This is a genomic window from Nostoc sp. NMS7 (assembly GCF_017115085.1).
GTDB lineage: Bacteria > Cyanobacteriota > Cyanobacteriia > Cyanobacteriales > Nostocaceae > Nostoc.
The window spans coordinates 68,284-85,456 of the sequence record NZ_JABXKJ010000242.1 but is presented as its reverse complement, the minus strand read 5'-3'; the positions used below and the strand labels follow the sequence as shown (position 1 = coordinate 85,456).

Below are 17,173 nucleotides of genomic sequence, written 5' to 3'. Positions count from 1 at the left end.
ACGTGTCAACTTAACGTAAAAGCCATGTCCCGCAAGGAACTGAAGTTCCTTGGCTAATAGCTCAAGTCAATCTTTAGATGACTAAATAATCCGAAAAGTCTTTAGTCTACTGAAGTAGACTTTAGCTAAAAGCCAAAGAAATTTATTTCTGGGCGGGACTGGAAGTCAACAAGCGATTTCTAGCTTAAGTTGACACCAATGAGCTTTTTCTGTGCCCTTACGACAGATGTGGTTCTAAATACATGAAAACGGCTGTAAGTAAGGCTATATAAGTTTGAGATACCAATGCCTTGATACCTCTATATAAAGTCATGAATCTCGGAGTTTTTTGCATTTTTCAACACCAGGTTTGCACAACACGACCTTTTAATTGTTGTCCTAACCAAGCTGTATTTTGTGAAAGTGTATAAAGACTTTTTCGTTCGACTTTCCAGGTTTGCTGGGGATCAAATAAAGTAAGTTCTGCTGGTTGATCAGGTACGATCGCACTGACTTTTTGCCCCAAACACTCGGCGGGACTGCTACTCAATGCCCGCCATAATTCTAAAGCTGTAAATTCTCCAGTTTCAACGAGATATTGCCACAGTAAAGGTAATGCTAACTCTAAACCAATTGCGCCGGCTGGTGCTTCGGCAAAAGCTTGGACTTTTTCTTCGTAGCTGTAGGGTGTGTGGTCAATAGCGATCGCATCGATCACACCCGCACGTACCCCCGCACGCAACGCCGCCACATCACCAGAATTACCTAAAGGCGGGTCTAAATGCAAGCTGGTGTGATAACTCTTAACTGCTTTTGTATCAAGTAAAAGGTGCATCCAGGTGGTGCTGGCGGTGATAGGTAAACCAGCAGCCTTGGCTGAGGCGATTAATTCCACGCTGCGAGATGTGGAAACACGCATGATATGGACTGGTGTGCCTATGGTTGCAACCAATTCTAACAAAGCTGCGATCGCAGTAGTTTCCGCGCTGGCGGGGATTGGGGGTAAACCAAAACGGAGAGCATCTGACCCTTCTCTCATTACACCATTTGCTGTTAATTGGCGATCGCTAGGCCAAAAAGCTACTGGTTTACCCAACGGCTGAAGATACTCTAACACTCCCCGCACCAGCGCCAAATTTTCTAAAGGCTTACCATCCGTAAAACCAACAACTCCAGCCGACGCTAAATCTGCCAATTCCGTCATTTGCTTCCCAGCAACATCTAGAGTGATAGCACCCCAGATATAAAGCAGGGAGAGAGGGGGAGATAAGGGAGAGGGGGGAGAGGGGGGAGACAAGGGAGAAAAATTGCCTCCTTGTCCTCCTTGTCTCCTATTTTGCAACTGTGCCACAAGGGCAGGGTTATCAATAACTGGGGATGTATCGGGTAAAATGTTAATTCTGGTAAAGCCGCCAGCAGCAGCAGCTTGTAAAAGAGACAAGAGGGTTTCCCGTTCTTCAAAGCCAGGTTCCCCAGAGTGGCTGTACAAATCTACTAACCCAGGGCCGAGAACTAATCCCTGACAATCTCTGATTTGAGTATCGGAACTGATATCAGAAATGCGCGAAGCCACTACTTCGATATAACCATCAGCAATCACGACATCAAAGAGTCCGTCAATTTCCGAAACTGGGTCAATCACCCGTACTTGTTGCAGCAGTTCAATCATAAAAGTTTTTAGTTATGAGTAAATCTAAAGTAGGGTGCGTTAGGGTAAAGCCGTAACGCACCATGTTGTACTAACTTTATTCCTAACTCCTAACTTTTAACTCCTGTACAGACGCGATTAATCGCGTCTCTCGTCACTCCTAACTCTATTACAATGCTCCTGCTGCTGTTTTATCTAGTACCCCTCCACCCAAGTGAGTGGTGATGTTCATCGCTTGCAATACTGGTAAACCATCGATTCCAGAAGGATAATCGATAACACTGACTGCGCCATTACCCTGGCGAAAATTCCAGAAATTTTCCAGCGATAAACCCAGAATGTGACAAAGCAATGTTTTGTTAGTAGCGTCATGAGCTACTACTAAAAGAGTTTTGAATTGATTCGTTGATGCTGATTGTACAATTGATTGCCAAGCTGCAACGCTGCGCTCCCAAACTTGTTGCAAATTTTCCCCTTCAGGCATTTGAACTTGGGCTGGTACTAGCCGCCAGCGCTGCAATTCTCCCGGAAACTCTTGCTCTATCTCTGTTTCTAATTTTCCTTCCCAGAGTCCGTGGCTGATTTCTCTTAAACCATCTTGCAATTCTAACTTTACATTAGGATGTTGTTTTAAGATAATCTCTGCTGTTTCTTTAGGGCGCAACATTGAGCTACTTACAGCAAAATCGATCGCTACCTGTTGAAGAAATTCGCCTGCTTTTTGCGACTGTTGTCTACCGTTGTCGTTGAGGGGAACATCAATTTGCCCTTGAAACCTAGTTTGGCGATTCCAGTCAGTTTCCCCATGACGCACCAGTAACAACCGTATTCCTTGATGATCAGGTCGCAATGAGGGTAGAATCTCTCCGGTGTGTTGCGTCTGATTTAAGGATTCTAGTTGGACTGATTCGCCCAATCCTCCAGCAAAATTTAGTACGGTGATGCCACAGTTAGATTGCTGTATTGAATGGTAGCGACTTGGAGGAATGGATAGCGCTGTGCTAATCAGGGCGCGATTAATTCCGTTATGTCCCACTATCAGAATAGTTTCGCCTTGATGGTAAGACAAAATTTCTTGCCAAAACTGCCGTGCTTGTTCGTATAAAGCAAGAACGGGAAAATGTTCTCTTGTTCCTTCTGCATCATTAAGCAACATCCGCAGTTCGTCGGGGCGTTCGTGCCAAGTGCGGTAGTCTTCGGCAAATTTTTGCTTAACTTGGGCAGTTAGCAGTGCTTCCCATAAAGGCAAGTCAATTTCCAGCAGCAAATCAGAAACTTGGACTACAGCAGACTGTCCAGGATGAGTAGCTAACTCACTATGGATAATATCTGCTGTGTGTTTGGCTCGTTGCAATGGACTGCTGTAAATCCCATTAAATAAAATATTGCTGAGGGCTTTGCCTACTTTACTAGCATCGTTACGACCTTTTTCGGTTAATGTTGACGCATCAGTGCGCCCTTGAATACGCCGCTCGGTGTTATAACCGCTTTGACCGTGGCGCACAATAATGACACGAGTCATCGCAAAGCCCTCCTCTATCTAGACGATTAATTCTACTGCAAAATGATTGCAGAATTATCGACTCAGGAATGCGGATTTAGTCAGGTGCGAAACTTTATTCTCGTAGGGGAGACAGGATGAGCCGCAAAAACAGCCGTTGTGTTGAGAATATTTCTTAACACAACGGCTGTTTTGATCAGCAGGCATCTACGGTCAGAACTACAGCCTTAACCTTTATACCTGATTATTGTCTCTCTATATCTAACTGCACTTGCAATCCATCATTCTCATTCCCCGACTCAGCCGGTGTTAAGAAAACAGAGGTGTCTGGCAGTGATAATGATTCGTTAAAGCGGATTTTGAGTGGAGTTTTATTGTTTCTTCTATTGTTGTTGGAGATGCTTGCGGGATTAGTTTGCTCAAAAAAGCTTCTAAAGTCATTTTGGGCTGTTCTATGATCAATTCCAATTAGAGAATCACCAGTTAATCTGTATTGTCCTCGATTTAAGCTTGATGCTGGTGACTGTCCATACACTTGACTTCCTAAGTTTGCAAAGGCTGCCATAATTCCCAAGAAAGCAATAATTTTGGTGTTCATTTGTTTTATCCAAATTATCTTTAATATTGCTTGTATTTATTCTATGGGCAAATTCTTTTAATTAACTCTATCGTTAGGTTCTATAAGAATAATTGTATTGCGTATATACTTAGCTTGTCAATGATTCCGGCTCTGTGTTGCCTAAAATAAACAGATAAAATATTAGCCAAGCTATATATAACTAGCGATCGCGGTTAAGTTCGTTGAGATATACCAGCATTTATTTAAGTTACGTTGTCTAAATTTTCAAAAGTCCTGAAAAAGACTGGGCTAGATGTAGCTTTAGCTGACCGCAGCGTGGGAGAGCCATAATTCCTAACTCCTGATTTCTGGGGGTACTAAAACAGCTATAGCTTTAGGTATAACCCGAAAATGAGCAGGTGTATAAGTGGTGATTTCACCATCTGTATTGATCGGACGCGGTTTGTGAGTATACACCTCTATTTCTTGACCTTGAAGAGAACGTACACTCTGCCAATGTATATGTCGCCCTTGTCGCATTGCCGGAAGTAATAGTAGAATTTGCCACCAGTGCTTAAGCTCCAAGCTATAAAGGTCTAGCCTTTGATCATCTATTGTGGCATCCTCAGCCACTGCCATACCACCGCCGTAATAGCGGCCGTTACCCACAGCAATTTGCACTGTTTTCACGCGAATTGATTCACTATTAATCACAATCTCCGCAGTAAAAGGTCTAGCTTCCCAAATCACTTGCAAGGCAGTGGCAGCATAAGCAAATATTCCCCAACGGCGTTTAACTTCTTTGGTAAGTCGTTCGGTAATTTTTACACTCAATCCCAGACTGGCAACGTTAAAAAAGTGCTTGCCGTTCACCCAACCCAAGTCGATGCGGTGTAAATTTCCATTGGCAATAATTTTGCAAGCTTCGCTGAGAGAATTTGGGATTTCCAAAGTTCTCACTAGGTCGTTGGCAGTTCCAAGAGGCAAGATTCCCAAAGGCAACTGAGTATCAACTAAAGCATCTACTGCGGCATTGAGAGTCCCATCTCCTCCACCAATGATTACCAACTCAACTTGATGTTGATAGCGAAATATAACTTCAGCAAGATGTTTGGGGTGTTCTGTAGACTCCTCAATTAAATCAAAGCCGAGTGTCTTCAGATATTGAATGTCAAACAAAGGAATATTTTTAATTGGGATAGATACATACTTGTAGGTTGAATTTGTATAAATACTATTAATAGTTACAATTATTTAACTTTTGACTGAGAAGACATTTATATATCAAGACGGTTCAGTTAAGACCTAACTCTTTGTCAAAGTCAATTTTTTTAACGAACCGCATTCGCGCAGCGTCTCGTAGAGAAGAACGCAAAGCAAGAGAAAAAAGAGAAGAAAGAAATGCTTAACTGAACTGTATTGATTTATATATAGCAATCATATCTGATTTGTGAAAATTCTCGGTATCCAGATTCACGAATGATTTAGGATTGCTATATAGTAATCCTAAATTGTTTTTGAAAAATTCTTAGGTATCGTACTTCCTCTGCCGTTTCACCGGATTCATCCACACTTCTAAGCGGCTAAAGGCTTGTGAAGAAAGTAGCGTCAAACACAAATAAACCACCGCCACAGCCGCGTAAATTTCAAAAGCGCGATAGTTATCGGCGACAATTAGCTGTCCTTTGCGAAACAATTCTTCAAAACCAATCACCGCAACTAAGCTTGTATCTTTCAACAAACTGATAAACTCATTACCTAAAGGTGGAATCATCCGCCGGAAAGCTTGGGGAAAAATTATATAACTCATTGTTTGCACAGAACTCAAACCTAATGACTGTGCTGCTTCTGCTTGTCCTGTTTCAATTGATTGAATGCCAGCACGAACAACTTCGGCAATGTATGCGGCACTATTCAAACTTAAAGCAATTACCCCAGCTACCCAACGATCAAAAGTAAATGTCAAACCAAGTTCTTGCAAAATTGCAGGTAATCCAAAGTAAATCATAAAAATTTGCACCAACAAAGGCGTTCCCCGGAAAAAATCTACATACGCCCTCGCTAGCCAGCGCACAGGTGCAATATGAGAAAGGCGAACAATACCAATCAAGGAACCGCCAATTAAACCAAACACTACAGAAAGTATCGTCAATTGCAACGTTACTAAAGCTCCCTGTAATAAAGTTGGAAAAGCCTGCAAAATCACGCCAATTGAGGTCAATATTTTAGGTGTGCCAGTGGTAGTCTGGTTCTCAAATGGTGATTTAACTGGTAATGATGGCGGCTCGACTTTTAACCATTTTCGATAAATTTGGGAATAAGTGCCATTTTTCAGTACCCTATCCAAACCATCGTTTATTAATGCCAAATTCGGCGAATTTTTAGCTGTAGCAATCCCGTAAAACTCCTCCGTCAGCAATTGCTGTACTATTTTAACTCCCTGAAGATTGCCGGTATTAATAGCATATAAAGTCACTGGTGCATCATTGATTACCGCATCCACATTACCATTGAGCAATTCTTCCAGGGCTAAAGGCGCTGAATCAAAACTGCGAATTTGCACTCCAGGAATACTCTTAGCCTTTGCAGCTCCAGTTGTGCCAATTTGTACCGCAATTTTTTTATTTTTGAGACTGTCAAAGCCAGTAATATTTTGATTATCTGCGCGAATTGCGATCGCTAACCCAGCCTTAAAATAAGGACGGGAAAAAGAAATCGTCTTCGCCCTCTCCTCGGTAATCGTGATCGAACTAATCGCCGCATCTACCGTTTTGCCTCGCAAAGCTGGGATAATACCATCAAAAGGCAGACTTTGAAAATCCACTTTAAAGTTAGCAGAGGAAGCGATCGCATTCATCAAATCAATCGAAAAACCCTGCAACTCACCACCTTTTCCCTGAAACTCAAAAGGTGGAAACGCCGGTTCAGTAGCAACCCGCATTTTACCCACACTAGGATTCACCCCACAGCCAGCCAGTAACAAACAGCTAAAACTTATAACCACCCACCAGCGCAGCCAACGCCCCAAATCAAATTTAGCCATATTATTTTCTCTTTCCCTCTGCGCCTCTGCGGTTCGTTCAAGTTATATCTTGCAACTGTCCAATCTCCCGCCAAGAAATAAATTTCTTGGCTAATAGCTAAAGTCTACTGAAGTAGACTAAAACCCTTACTAAGTCTTCTTTAGAAGGCTTTAGCTATTAGCCTTAGAATTCATTCTGAGGCGTTTTTTAGGACTGCTGCACGGCCTACATTAAAAACCTTACAATCAACTGTAGAACAGCTTGACATAAGTAATGAACAATACCATCCCCGCGATTATTTTTGACAATATCGAAAAAAACTTTGATTCCCTCAAAGTCCTCAAAGGAATCACAGGCGAAATCAACCGGGGAGAAGTCGTTGCAGTTATCGGTTCCTCCGGGTGTGGCAAAAGTACCCTACTACGCTGCTTTAATCGGCTAGAAGCCATTGACAACGGGCGTTTGATAGTCAACGGTATCAACGTATCCCGACCCAGTGTCAACTATAGCCAACTACGGCAACTACGAACACAAGTAGGCATGGTTTTCCAGCAATTCAACCTGTTTCCTCATCTCAGCGTCCTGGAAAATATGACACTCGCCCCTCAGAAAGTCTTGGGTAAAACAGCGAAAGAAAGCGCCCAACTAGCGAGATTATACTTAGATAAAGTTGGCTTATTTGACAAAGCCTCTGCTTATCCCGAACAACTTTCTGGTGGACAAAAGCAACGAGCAGCGATCGCTCGTAGCTTATGTATGAATCCCCAAATCATGCTATTTGACGAACCCACCAGCGCCCTAGATCCCGAACTCGTTGGCGAAGTTTTGCAAGTGATGCAACAATTGGCATCAGAAGGGATGACAATGGTGGTTGTCACCCATGAAATGCAATTTGCAAAAGAAGTAGCCCATCAGGTGATATTTTTAGACAAAGGTATTGTCACAGAACAAGGCCCAGCTTACGAAGTTCTGACCAATCCCCAAAGCGATCGCCTACGTATTTTCCTCAGTCGCCTTAACGTTAGATAGTTAGGAGTTAGGAGTTAGGAGTCTGCGACTCGACTAATTCCACTCCAAAGACTTCCGCAAAAGACTGTGCTACATAAAAGCGCACTTCTTGACAGGTAATAGCTGGAATCAATTCGGCTAAACTGCCTACAGGTTTATCAGAAATACCGCAGGGTACAATGCGCTCAAAGCCTGTCATGTCAGGACAAACATTTAATGCAAAGCCGTGCATGGTAATCCAACGGCTGACTTTAATACCAATAGCCGCAACTTTTCGCCCTTGTAACCAAACGCCAGTAAAACCCGGAATTCTTTCTCCCTGCAACCCATAAACTGCCAATACGCGAATTATTACTTCTTCGAGTTGCCGTAAGTACCAATGGAGGTCTTTACGATGACGTTGCAGATTTAAAATTGGATACCCCACCAGTTGACCGGGACAATGGTAAGTCACCTCGCCGCCTCGTTCAACTCTATGCACATCATATTGACTTTTTACCCTGAGCGTTCGCGTAGCGTCTCGTAGAGAAGCCGTTCGCGCAGCGCGATGCCCTGAGCTTGCCGTACCACTTCGTGGAAGCAAGCTACGCGCAGCGTCTCGTAGAGAAGGGTCTCGTAGAGAAGGGTTAATATCAAATTTGAGAAAATCTGAGTTGCTTCCTTGCCCCAGAGTGTAGACAGGTGGATGTTCTAGCAAAATTAATACATCATCTAGACTGGGGTCATGGATGCGCTCAGTGACGAGCGATCGCTGCCATCCATGAGCTTCTAAGTAAGGCATTAACCCTTGGTTATACAGCAAACAACGGTTTTTGTGTGGTTCTATACTATGAATCATGCCAAAAATCAACTCTATTGGGAACGAAATATATCTCAAGTTATATGATTGGAGTCAAAAAATCTTAAGTTTTGCAAAGGATTTTAAAGGAAAGTCAAGGGAAGCTGCATTAGAAAACACAAAGTGCTAGCTTGAAAAGATAACCTCAATAGGTTTTAGGAGGAATTCTCTGCAATAAGCATCATGCCAAGACAATAAAGACGTATGTACTGGCTGATGACTCTAATCATATTGTTTGCATTTCAAACACAATCAAACTTCCACAAAGATTTGTATTCTTGAACAACAGCAAGCAAACCTGAATCGAACACAGAAGGAGCAACTATCAACAGTTCTGTAAGCGTTGCTTTAAAAGAGAAGGTAGTCACGGGAGCTACCACTGAGATTTCCTCACCCAAGAGTTTTATCTGGATATCCAATTGGATATCAGCGCAGAGATGAGGAGGGAAATCAAGGGTGTTTTTGACAACAACTCAGATGCAGCAGGCTTAGAGACAGATTACCGACAGTACATACAATATAGTTCACAATTTGTTTTGGCGGGAGTAATATAGCTTACCGCAACTTCTTTTCATACAAAGCAAATTCACAAATTCAAATATTCAGCGGGAGAGTTTACATGAAGCTTGTCATCCATAGCAAAAATATTGAAATCACCGATGCAATTCGTGAGTATGTACATCAAAAGATTGAAAAATCAGTTAGTCACTTTCAGAGCATTACAAATGAAGTTGATGTGCATCTTAGCGTAGCCCGTAATCCCCGAATTAGTACTAGACAAGCGGCTGAAGTAACTATTTATGCTAATGGTAGTGTTATCCGTGCCGAGGAAAGCAGCGAAAGCCTGTATGCCAGCATTGACTTAGTTGCAGATAAAATTGCCCGTCAACTGCGGAAATACAAAGAACGGCGTCAAGACAAGAAAACTCAGTCCCCACCAACAGAAGTAGTTGTTGCATCGGTAGTCACAGATTTAATTGGCGATCGCACTCCCGAATTGCCCAACGAAGTCGTTCGCACAAAATATTTTTCCATGCCGCCAATGACCCTTGCAGAAGCCTTAGAACAACTGCAACTCGTGGGACACGACTTTTATATGTTCCGCAATTCGGAAACTGGAGAGATTAACGTGCTTTACGAACGCAACCACGGCGGTTATGGTCTTATCCATCCCCGCAATAGTAACGGTCATACCAACGGCAAAAATGGCAAATCAGCCCATCCTAACATTGTCATGCCGGAAAAGTCGCACTTGAATAAATAGGGAATGGGGCATAGGGAATGGGGGGATTAGGGAGATGAGGGAGAAATAACCAATGCCCAATGCCCAATGCCCATTCCCCTATTTCACAAGTTGTTGCAAAGTTTTCAGCGCTTCCTCAACATGACCTTTAAAGTTAAACATTGAATCAAACACGTATTGCACAACTCCCTGTTGGTCAATGACGTAAGTAACGCGACCAGGGAATAAGCCAAAAGCTGCTGTTGCGCCATATAGCTTCCTTACTTGGTCGCCTTTGTCAGTTAACAGAGTAAAAGGTAGATTGTATTTCGCAGCAAATCGCTGATGAGATTCGCTGGAGTCAGCACTTACGCCGACAACTTCAGCGCCAGCAGTTTTAAAAATTTCATATTGATCGCGAAAGGCGCAAGATTCGGTCGTACATCCGGGTGTGTCGTCCTTGGGATAAAAATATAGGACAACAGCTTTTTTGCCGCGAAAATCTTGGAGGCTAAGTGTTGAGCCGTTTTGGGCGGGTAGACTGAAATTAGGAGCGGTATCTCCAACTTTGATTGGCATAGCGAGTGGTGGTAATGACTGAACAAAATTTTACCTTGGATCGAAGTCTATAAATTTTGCTTGATTACCTGCATCAAGCGGAGTAGTTTAGATACTTATCTAACATAAAATTCCGTTTATGCGTCTGACTTCATTGGATGTTTTTCGCGGCATTACGATCGCTGGAATGATTCTCGTCAATATGGCGGGTGTCGCAGATGATGTATATCCTCCCTTAGCCCACGCCGATTGGCACGGCTGCACACCTACTGACTTGGTATTTCCCTTCTTTCTCTTCATTGTCGGTGTAGCAATGACTTTCTCGCTGTCAAAGTACACCGAAGGTAATAAACCAACCTCAGCTATTTACTCGCGCATCTTACGCCGCGCTGCCATTCTCTTTGCCTTGGGATTGCTACTAAATGGCTTTTGGAATCAGGGTGTTTGGACTTTTGATTTGAGTAGTATCCGCATTATGGGAGTGTTGCAGCGCATCAGCATTACCTATCTGCTGGCTTCTTTGGTAGTTCTCAATCTGCCGCGTAAAGGTCAATGGATACTGGCAGCAGTGCTACTCATTGGCTACTGGCTAACGATGATCTATCTACCAGTGCCGGATTATGGTGCGGGAGTTCTGACGCGGGAAGGTAACTTTGGCGCTTATATTGACCGCCTGATTATTCCCAAAGCACATTTATACAAAGGTGATGGTTTCAACTTTATGGGAGATCCAGAGGGACTTTTCAGTACTATTCCAACGATCGTAAGTGTTATGGCTGGCTACTTCACTGGACAATGGATACGCAGCCAACCTGTACAGTCACGCACAAGTATCGGGTTAGGATTATTTGGAGTTGGTTGTTTAATTATCGGTTGGGCGTGGGGGTGGACATTCCCCATCAACAAAAAGCTGTGGACAAGTTCCTATGTAGTTTTTACCACCGGTTGGGCGTTACTTTTGCTAGCAGCTTGTTATGAACTGATCGAAGTCCGGCTGAATCGTCGCTGGAGTAAACCTTTTGAAATTATGGGCTTAAATGCGATCGCTCTTTTCGTTCCATCCGTTTTGTTAATTAAAATCTTAGTTAAAACCACTATCGGCACAGGCAAAGACGCTCCTAGCACCTACAATTGGATTTACCAGAATTTTTTCGTATCTTGGGCGGGACTCCTGAATGGTTCCCTGTTGTTTGCCCTAGTTACCGTGTTATTGTGGTGGGCTGTTGGTGTTTTGATGTATCGCCAACGCTGGTTTCTCAAAGTGTAATACGAGAATATGTCATTGCGAGTCAAACGACGCGATCGCAATGACAGTTATTTAAGCGAACATGATATAAACTCTGCGTTTTTCTGTCAAATGCAAATATGCAAAGTTTTTATTTGTGTAATCTTTTTTCTCCTTTACGTTTGAGTCTTCGCTAGGTTACAACAGATATAAAGAAGCGTCTACAAACTTCTCTGTATGGAGAAAATTCTTATTTATTTTAATTCACTAAATTAATCCATATAAATAATTGTGAGGTAATGAATGCGTCGCATTAGATTTTGGGTATTTTTGCCACTTCTCCTGATATTTGGCTGCTCAAATCACCTGTTTCAATCTAGCCCAGCAGTAGTTCAACCAGCCAGTCCGATTTTATTAGCAAAGGCGAGTTACCTTTCCTCGCTGGAACAACAGGTAATAATTGAAACAAATAAAGTATGAACAAATCCCAAAGCATACCTCCCGATTCTAAAAAATTATAGAAAGCGCTTTCAGGGGAACCGAGTCAAAATTTCTAATAATACGTATTTGCGAACTCAAGAAGGAGTCAAAGCAGTCGATGAAGCGATCGCATTTCTGAAATCAGCACATCCTGTGGGAGGGTTGAGTGCATCTAAGGGTATGTCTTTAGGTGCAAAAGACCACGTTAAAGACCAAGGGCCAAAAGGTACTACAGGTCATGATGGTAGCGATGGTAGCAACCCCTTTTCTCGCATCAACCGCTATGGTAAATGGCAAACAACCGCAGGGGAAAATATCAGTTATGGCCCAAACACTGCCCAAGATATCATCATGCAGTTAATTATAGATGATGGTGTGCGCGATCGCGGTCATAGAAAAAACATTTTTAATGGTGCTTTTAAAGTGTCTGGTGTTGCTTATGGAACTCACAAATCATATAGAACAATTTGTGTAATTGATTACGCTGGAGGGTATAGGGAAAAATAAAAATTCAAACTTCAGGATATCAGAATTCATCGACTTTCTAGAACTTTAAAACATCTAATGATTCTTCTATTTCTAAATCTAATATTCTTTCTCGTGTATCTTTGAGTGCTTCTAGCTTGCCTTCTTGACGATAGATGTCTGCCGCTTTTTGAAAATCCTCAACTGCTCCCTGTTTATCTGCTATTTCTAAATGGATATTCCCACGATTGTAATAAGCATCTGCATAATTTGAATTAATCTTTATTGCTTGAGTATAATCTTGAATTGCTCCTTCCAAATCTCCTAAATCTGAACGAGCATTACCACGGTTGTAATAAGCATCAACATAATTAGGATTAATCTGTATTGCCTGAGTATAATCTTCAATTGCTCCTTCCAAATCTCCTAAATCTGAACGAGCATTACCACGTTTTTTATAAGCTATGGCATCTTGAGGATTAATCTTAATTGCTTGAGGAAATCCAGATTGAGAGCCTAATAAATAACGAGTAATCCCACGGTTTTTATAAGCATCAGCATAATGGGGGTTAATTTTAATAGCCTGGGTATAATCTTCAATTGCACCCTGATTATCTCCTAGGTGAGAACGAGCCTCAGCCCGATTTTTATAAGCTACAGCAACATGAGGATTAATTCTGATCGCCTGACTATAATCATTAATTGCTTCTTCTAATCGCCCTAGTTGACACAGAGCTAAACCTCGTTTATTGTAAGATTTAGCATCATGAATATTTATCTGGATTGCCTGAGAATAATCTGCGATCGCCGCTTCATAATCTCCTATTTGATAGTGAGCCAAACCTCGTTTATAATATAAATCAACATCGCTAGATTTAAGTTGTAAGGCTTGATTATAGTTAGTGATTGCATTCGTATATTCTCCTTTCTCAAAACATTCATCACCCAATTTTATATAAAGTATATTTAAATCTTGATCATGATATTCAGGTTTAAAGGAAGATTTGACCAACTGATTATTAGTTGGCTTAGATGGAATTTCCTGTTTTGGGAGATATTTGTAAATTGATGATTGTTGCCTAGAAGAATTATTTAGAGAAGATTGTAACTGTTCTAGATAGCACCATAAACCACCACCATACAGTAATTGTTCTATCCCAAATGAAATTTTCCCAGTCTTCAACTTAATCATCCGGGTTGGCAGAAAGCCAGCCAAGAAAAGGTGATACTCAGATTGTGCTTCACTCACATCTTCTTGAATCAAAATGCAAACTACAACTGCATTTTTTTCCACCTCTTCAGAACTAATTGACCATCTAACTTTATCAATACTACCGTGACGAGATTTAACCTCGATACCAATAGATGGGTCAGAAGTTAAGGTAAAATCTATATTACCATCGCCGCCGAATCGCTTTTCATAATCGACTTCAGTAATAAAATCAGCTAAACGTTCTTTGACAACTTCCTCACCCAACTTCCCTTTGAGATAACTGATAAAAACGTCACGCACTGGTGAAACACGCTTATATTTCTCAGCCATCAGCCAGCAAAATTCCCGTAGTGCCTTTAACCTCTCTCCAGAGATGATAGTTAATTCACTATATTGACCTTCTGTTTCACAATGAAGCAGACAACCAGATGTTAACCTTTTAATAAAATCAGACTGTTGCGATCGCAGTAGTGTAATCCAGTCCATTTATATTTCTGCGAATCTTTTGATGAGATTATTCTGATTATGCCAGAGTTTTAAGGAGTTGGGCGAAGAGTGCGATCGCTGGGAATAATACATGAGAACTCTTGCATAAATCAAAAATAAGAACCCCACCCCGCCAAAGCTACGCTTTCTCTCCCCTCCCCGCTTGCGGGGAGGGGTTGGGGGTGGAGTGTTAGGGACTTTTGCAAGAGGTCTATGAAATATTAATTAACTAACCACCAAGAGTGCAAATGACCCAAAATCACAACCCCAAGCCAAAGCCTCTCACCAACTCCAGTCCCCCCTCCTCGCTTGCGGGGAGGGGGTTAGGGGGTGGGGTTCCAGGATACCCTTGGCAAACCCCACACGAACTTTGGAAAAAACTTAAACCATTGGCGCGACAGATGCGGTGTGAACCAACTCCAGCAGAAAAGCTACTTTGGCAGAAGTTAAGACACAAGCAACTTTTGGGTTTCAAGTTCCGGCGTCAGCAAACAATTGACCGTTTTATCGTCGATTTTTACTGTAATGAAGCGCGGTTAGTGGTGGAAGTGGATGGCGAAATTCACGACTACACCCAAGACGAAGATGCGATACGTCAAGAATTTTTGGAGAGTTTGGGGTTGCAGGTTGGGCGATTTAGAAATGAGGATGTTCTGGAGAGGATGGAGGGGATGTTGCAGGATATCGCTGCTTGGTTGCAGAGATAGAACCCCACCCCCAACCCCCTAAGAGCAAGCGAGGAGGGGGCTAATTATGTGGTTTTTGGTAGTATGTGCGATCGCTTTGCGTCATAATTTGACCATCGTCTCACAAGACAACTACTGACTTCATTAACTCTATTGCGATATCAGTAGTGTAATCCAGTCCATTTATGTTTCTGCGAATCTTTTGATGAGATTATTCTATTAAAATATCCATTCGCCGTAAAGCTTTAAATCAGCCTGGGTGATATTCCCAAAAATTGGGTTACATTTTGTAATTAATCTTAAATTTAATAAATTCTGGATACCAGAACTTCATATTGAGTGGCAAATTGTACGAGTTCAGCCTATATTTAGTCTACCTTTACTAATCGAACCCATTTTGGGTCAATTATTTTTTGATTCGATTCATTGAAATTGATCGCTAAAGATAATCTATCTCCTGACCCAAAAACATGAGTTACTTGACCTATGCCAAAATCTTTGTGACTTACGCAATCACCCACTTTCCAGTTCGGCTTTTGATGATTCTGATACTTAGTTTCTTGCTGAAGTTGTCTAATTTTCTTTAGTGCTATGTTATAAAAATTTTGGTTGCCTTGTTTTTGAAACAAATCAGCAGCTTCTTTAAAATCTGCAATTGCTCCTTGCTTATTTCCTATCTTAATATGAGTAAAACCACGGTTATAGATATAGCCTGCTGCTAAAAAGTTACCCAGTTTAAAGGCTTGTGTGAAATCTTGGATAGCACCTCGATAATCTGCGAGTTTTCTATGAGCTAAACCTCGTTTATTATACGCTTCAGGAATATTAGGATGAAGACTAATAACGTCATCAAAATCTTCAATAGCTTTTTCATATTTCTGCTTGGCATAGCGATCAATACCTACACTTAAGTAGGCAAAAGCTTTGCTTTGAGCATCTAATGAGACAAGTGGGTTTTCGTTTTCATTACGCTCAATATCTTGTTTACTCTCTTTTTGCTCTTTATGTCTACCGAAGCTTAAGTCCTCAGATTCTAAAGAATCAAGATTTTCTAGATAACTTTGTAATCCACCACAGTATAATAATTCATCTATCTTTACTGAAGCTGTACCATTGTTTACTGTAATCATTACAGTTGGTAAAAAGCCAGCTTGGATTAGATGATATTCGGCTTGTGCTTCGCTCACCTCTTCTTGAATTAAAATACAAATTAAAACAGCATTTTTTTCAACTTCTTCTTGGGTAACTGACCATTGGACTGTTTCAATACTGCTATGACGTGCTTTAACTTGAATACCAACAGATGGAGTAGAAGTTAAGAAGAAATCAACTTTTCCATCACCACCAAGCCTTGTTTCATAGTCAATTTCAGTAACTAAATTAGCTAAACGGGCTTTAACAACTTCTTCACCCAATTTTCCTTTCATGTGGTTGATGAAGACAATCTCAACATCAGCATTCTGCTTATATTTATTTGCCATCCGCCAGCAAAATTTTCGCAACTGTTTTAACTTTTCTCCCAATATCACAGTTAATTCACTGTGCTGACCTTCTATTTCACAATTCAATAAACACCCAGCTTTTAACCTTTGAATAAAGTCAGCTTGTTGCGCTTTGAGTGTAGTTGTCCAGTCCATATTTATAGTAATTTTATTTTTAAATAAATCAGATAATTAGTACTACTCATTAAACAGCATAAATATCAAACCCTTATTAATTGTATTAACGTAACCCCTTCTTTTGCAAAAGCGCATCCGCCCAAGCTGCATCTGCTTCCCACAAAGCTGGTACTGGCTCTTTGCTGTAATCTACTACCAAATCATAACCATAGATATCATATACCTCATTTAAGAATGTCTGCAAATCTATAACTGGTTCCGTATCTCCAGCACGCAAAGGCAGTGGAAAGGGTGGAATTATATCTGGTAAATTAAAAGCATATAAGTCAGCATAAGGACGGCGATCGCCACGACAAACTAAAATTCGATAGTAACTCTGAATATCATTGCCCATCATCGGCATGGGTTCACCTTTACGCAGTAAATCAATTTCAACTAAATTACTATGACTTGACATCAGGAATACCAACCAAGAGTTTCGTATCGCCAGTAGTTTGATAAATTCGTTCTTCAATGACGACAAAATATTTAGGACGTAGTTGAGGAGAGAGATAATCTGCGATCGCTATTAGTCTCCCATGTACTCCTGGACATAATGCAGGATCTTCTAAATACGGGTTCATTCCTGGAAATGGATAAGCCATAACAAATATCTCAAAACCA

The 17,173-nt window shown here is 41.4% G+C and carries 13 protein-coding genes and 2 pseudogenes; 5 read left to right on the top strand and 10 right to left on the bottom strand.

Features of this window, described 5'->3' with window-relative positions; translation table 11 throughout:
- Nucleotides 1-337: 337 nt before the first annotated feature.
- The 5 genes from HWQ38_RS32795 to HWQ38_RS32775 form a co-directional block, all read right to left on the bottom strand.
- Nucleotides 338-1,648 carry a dihydroorotase gene (locus tag HWQ38_RS32795; protein ID WP_292802160.1) on the bottom strand — a complete coding sequence of 437 codons (1,311 nt, stop codon included), beginning with the start codon at nucleotides 1,646-1,648 and terminating at the stop codon, nucleotides 338-340.
- A gap of 148 nt (nucleotides 1,649-1,796) precedes the next feature.
- Entirely contained in the window at nucleotides 1,797-3,149 is a 1,353-nt protein-coding gene (locus HWQ38_RS32790; RefSeq protein ID WP_292802158.1) for a histidine phosphatase family protein, read from the bottom strand.
- Between the two features lie 223 nt (nucleotides 3,150-3,372).
- Nucleotides 3,373-3,726, bottom strand: a complete 354-nt coding sequence (locus tag HWQ38_RS32785; protein ID WP_292802156.1) for a hypothetical protein — start codon at nucleotides 3,724-3,726, stop codon at nucleotides 3,373-3,375.
- 315 nt (nucleotides 3,727-4,041) lie between these two features.
- The gene (locus tag HWQ38_RS32780; RefSeq protein WP_292802154.1) at nucleotides 4,042-4,866 is read right to left on the bottom strand and encodes a lipid kinase; all 825 of its coding nucleotides are present in this window, start codon (nucleotides 4,864-4,866) and stop codon (nucleotides 4,042-4,044) included.
- A gap of 349 nt (nucleotides 4,867-5,215) precedes the next feature.
- On the bottom strand, nucleotides 5,216-6,730 hold the full coding sequence (locus tag HWQ38_RS32775; RefSeq protein ID WP_292802152.1) for an ABC transporter permease subunit: 1,515 nt from the start codon (nucleotides 6,728-6,730) through the stop codon (nucleotides 5,216-5,218).
- A gap of 253 nt (nucleotides 6,731-6,983) precedes the next feature.
- Between HWQ38_RS32775 and HWQ38_RS32770 the strand changes: the two genes are divergently transcribed.
- Entirely contained in the window at nucleotides 6,984-7,739 is a 756-nt protein-coding gene (locus tag HWQ38_RS32770; protein ID WP_292802150.1) for an amino acid ABC transporter ATP-binding protein, read from the top strand.
- A gap of 7 nt (nucleotides 7,740-7,746) precedes the next feature.
- Here HWQ38_RS32770 and lipB read toward each other — a convergent pair whose 3' ends face one another.
- Nucleotides 7,747-8,556 carry a lipoyl(octanoyl) transferase LipB gene (gene lipB, locus HWQ38_RS32765; RefSeq protein ID WP_292802148.1) on the bottom strand — a complete coding sequence of 270 codons (810 nt, stop codon included), beginning with the start codon at nucleotides 8,554-8,556 and terminating at the stop codon, nucleotides 7,747-7,749.
- Between the two features lie 619 nt (nucleotides 8,557-9,175).
- Here lipB and raiA point away from each other — a divergent pair.
- Nucleotides 9,176-9,820, top strand: a complete 645-nt coding sequence (gene raiA, locus HWQ38_RS32760) for a ribosome-associated translation inhibitor RaiA (RefSeq protein ID WP_292802146.1) — start codon at nucleotides 9,176-9,178, stop codon at nucleotides 9,818-9,820.
- Nucleotides 9,821-9,898: 78 nt separating this feature from the next.
- Here raiA and HWQ38_RS32755 read toward each other — a convergent pair whose 3' ends face one another.
- The gene (locus tag HWQ38_RS32755) at nucleotides 9,899-10,357 is read right to left on the bottom strand and encodes a peroxiredoxin (RefSeq protein ID WP_292802144.1); all 459 of its coding nucleotides are present in this window, start codon (nucleotides 10,355-10,357) and stop codon (nucleotides 9,899-9,901) included.
- 118 nt (nucleotides 10,358-10,475) lie between these two features.
- Here HWQ38_RS32755 and HWQ38_RS32750 point away from each other — a divergent pair, with 118 nt between their 5' ends.
- Together HWQ38_RS32750 and HWQ38_RS32745 are read left to right on the top strand one after the other, a co-directional pair.
- Nucleotides 10,476-11,603: an acyltransferase family protein gene (locus HWQ38_RS32750; RefSeq protein WP_292802142.1), complete on the top strand. Its 1,128-nt coding sequence runs from the start codon at nucleotides 10,476-10,478 to the stop codon at nucleotides 11,601-11,603.
- A 261-nt stretch (nucleotides 11,604-11,864) separates the two neighbouring features.
- Nucleotides 11,865-12,548 (top strand): annotated as a pseudogene (locus tag HWQ38_RS32745) (CAP domain-containing protein).
- A 37-nt stretch (nucleotides 12,549-12,585) separates the two neighbouring features.
- On the opposite strand, the gene HWQ38_RS32740 reads toward HWQ38_RS32745, so the two are convergent.
- Nucleotides 12,586-14,205, bottom strand: coding sequence for a tetratricopeptide repeat protein (locus tag HWQ38_RS32740; protein WP_292802140.1), 1,620 nt, complete (start codon nucleotides 14,203-14,205; stop codon nucleotides 12,586-12,588).
- A 248-nt stretch (nucleotides 14,206-14,453) separates the two neighbouring features.
- On the opposite strand from HWQ38_RS32740, the gene HWQ38_RS32735 reads away from it, so the two are divergent.
- Entirely contained in the window at nucleotides 14,454-14,912 is a 459-nt protein-coding gene (locus HWQ38_RS32735; RefSeq protein WP_292802138.1) for an endonuclease domain-containing protein, read from the top strand.
- 347 nt (nucleotides 14,913-15,259) lie between these two features.
- On the opposite strand, the gene HWQ38_RS32730 is transcribed toward HWQ38_RS32735, so the two are convergent.
- Both HWQ38_RS32730 and HWQ38_RS32725 read right to left on the bottom strand, forming a co-directional pair.
- Entirely contained in the window at nucleotides 15,260-16,528 is a 1,269-nt protein-coding gene (locus HWQ38_RS32730) for a tetratricopeptide repeat protein (RefSeq protein WP_292802136.1), read from the bottom strand.
- A gap of 85 nt (nucleotides 16,529-16,613) precedes the next feature.
- A pseudogene (locus HWQ38_RS32725) lies at nucleotides 16,614-17,154 on the bottom strand (DUF4058 family protein).
- Between the last annotated feature and the right edge of the window lie 19 nt (nucleotides 17,155-17,173).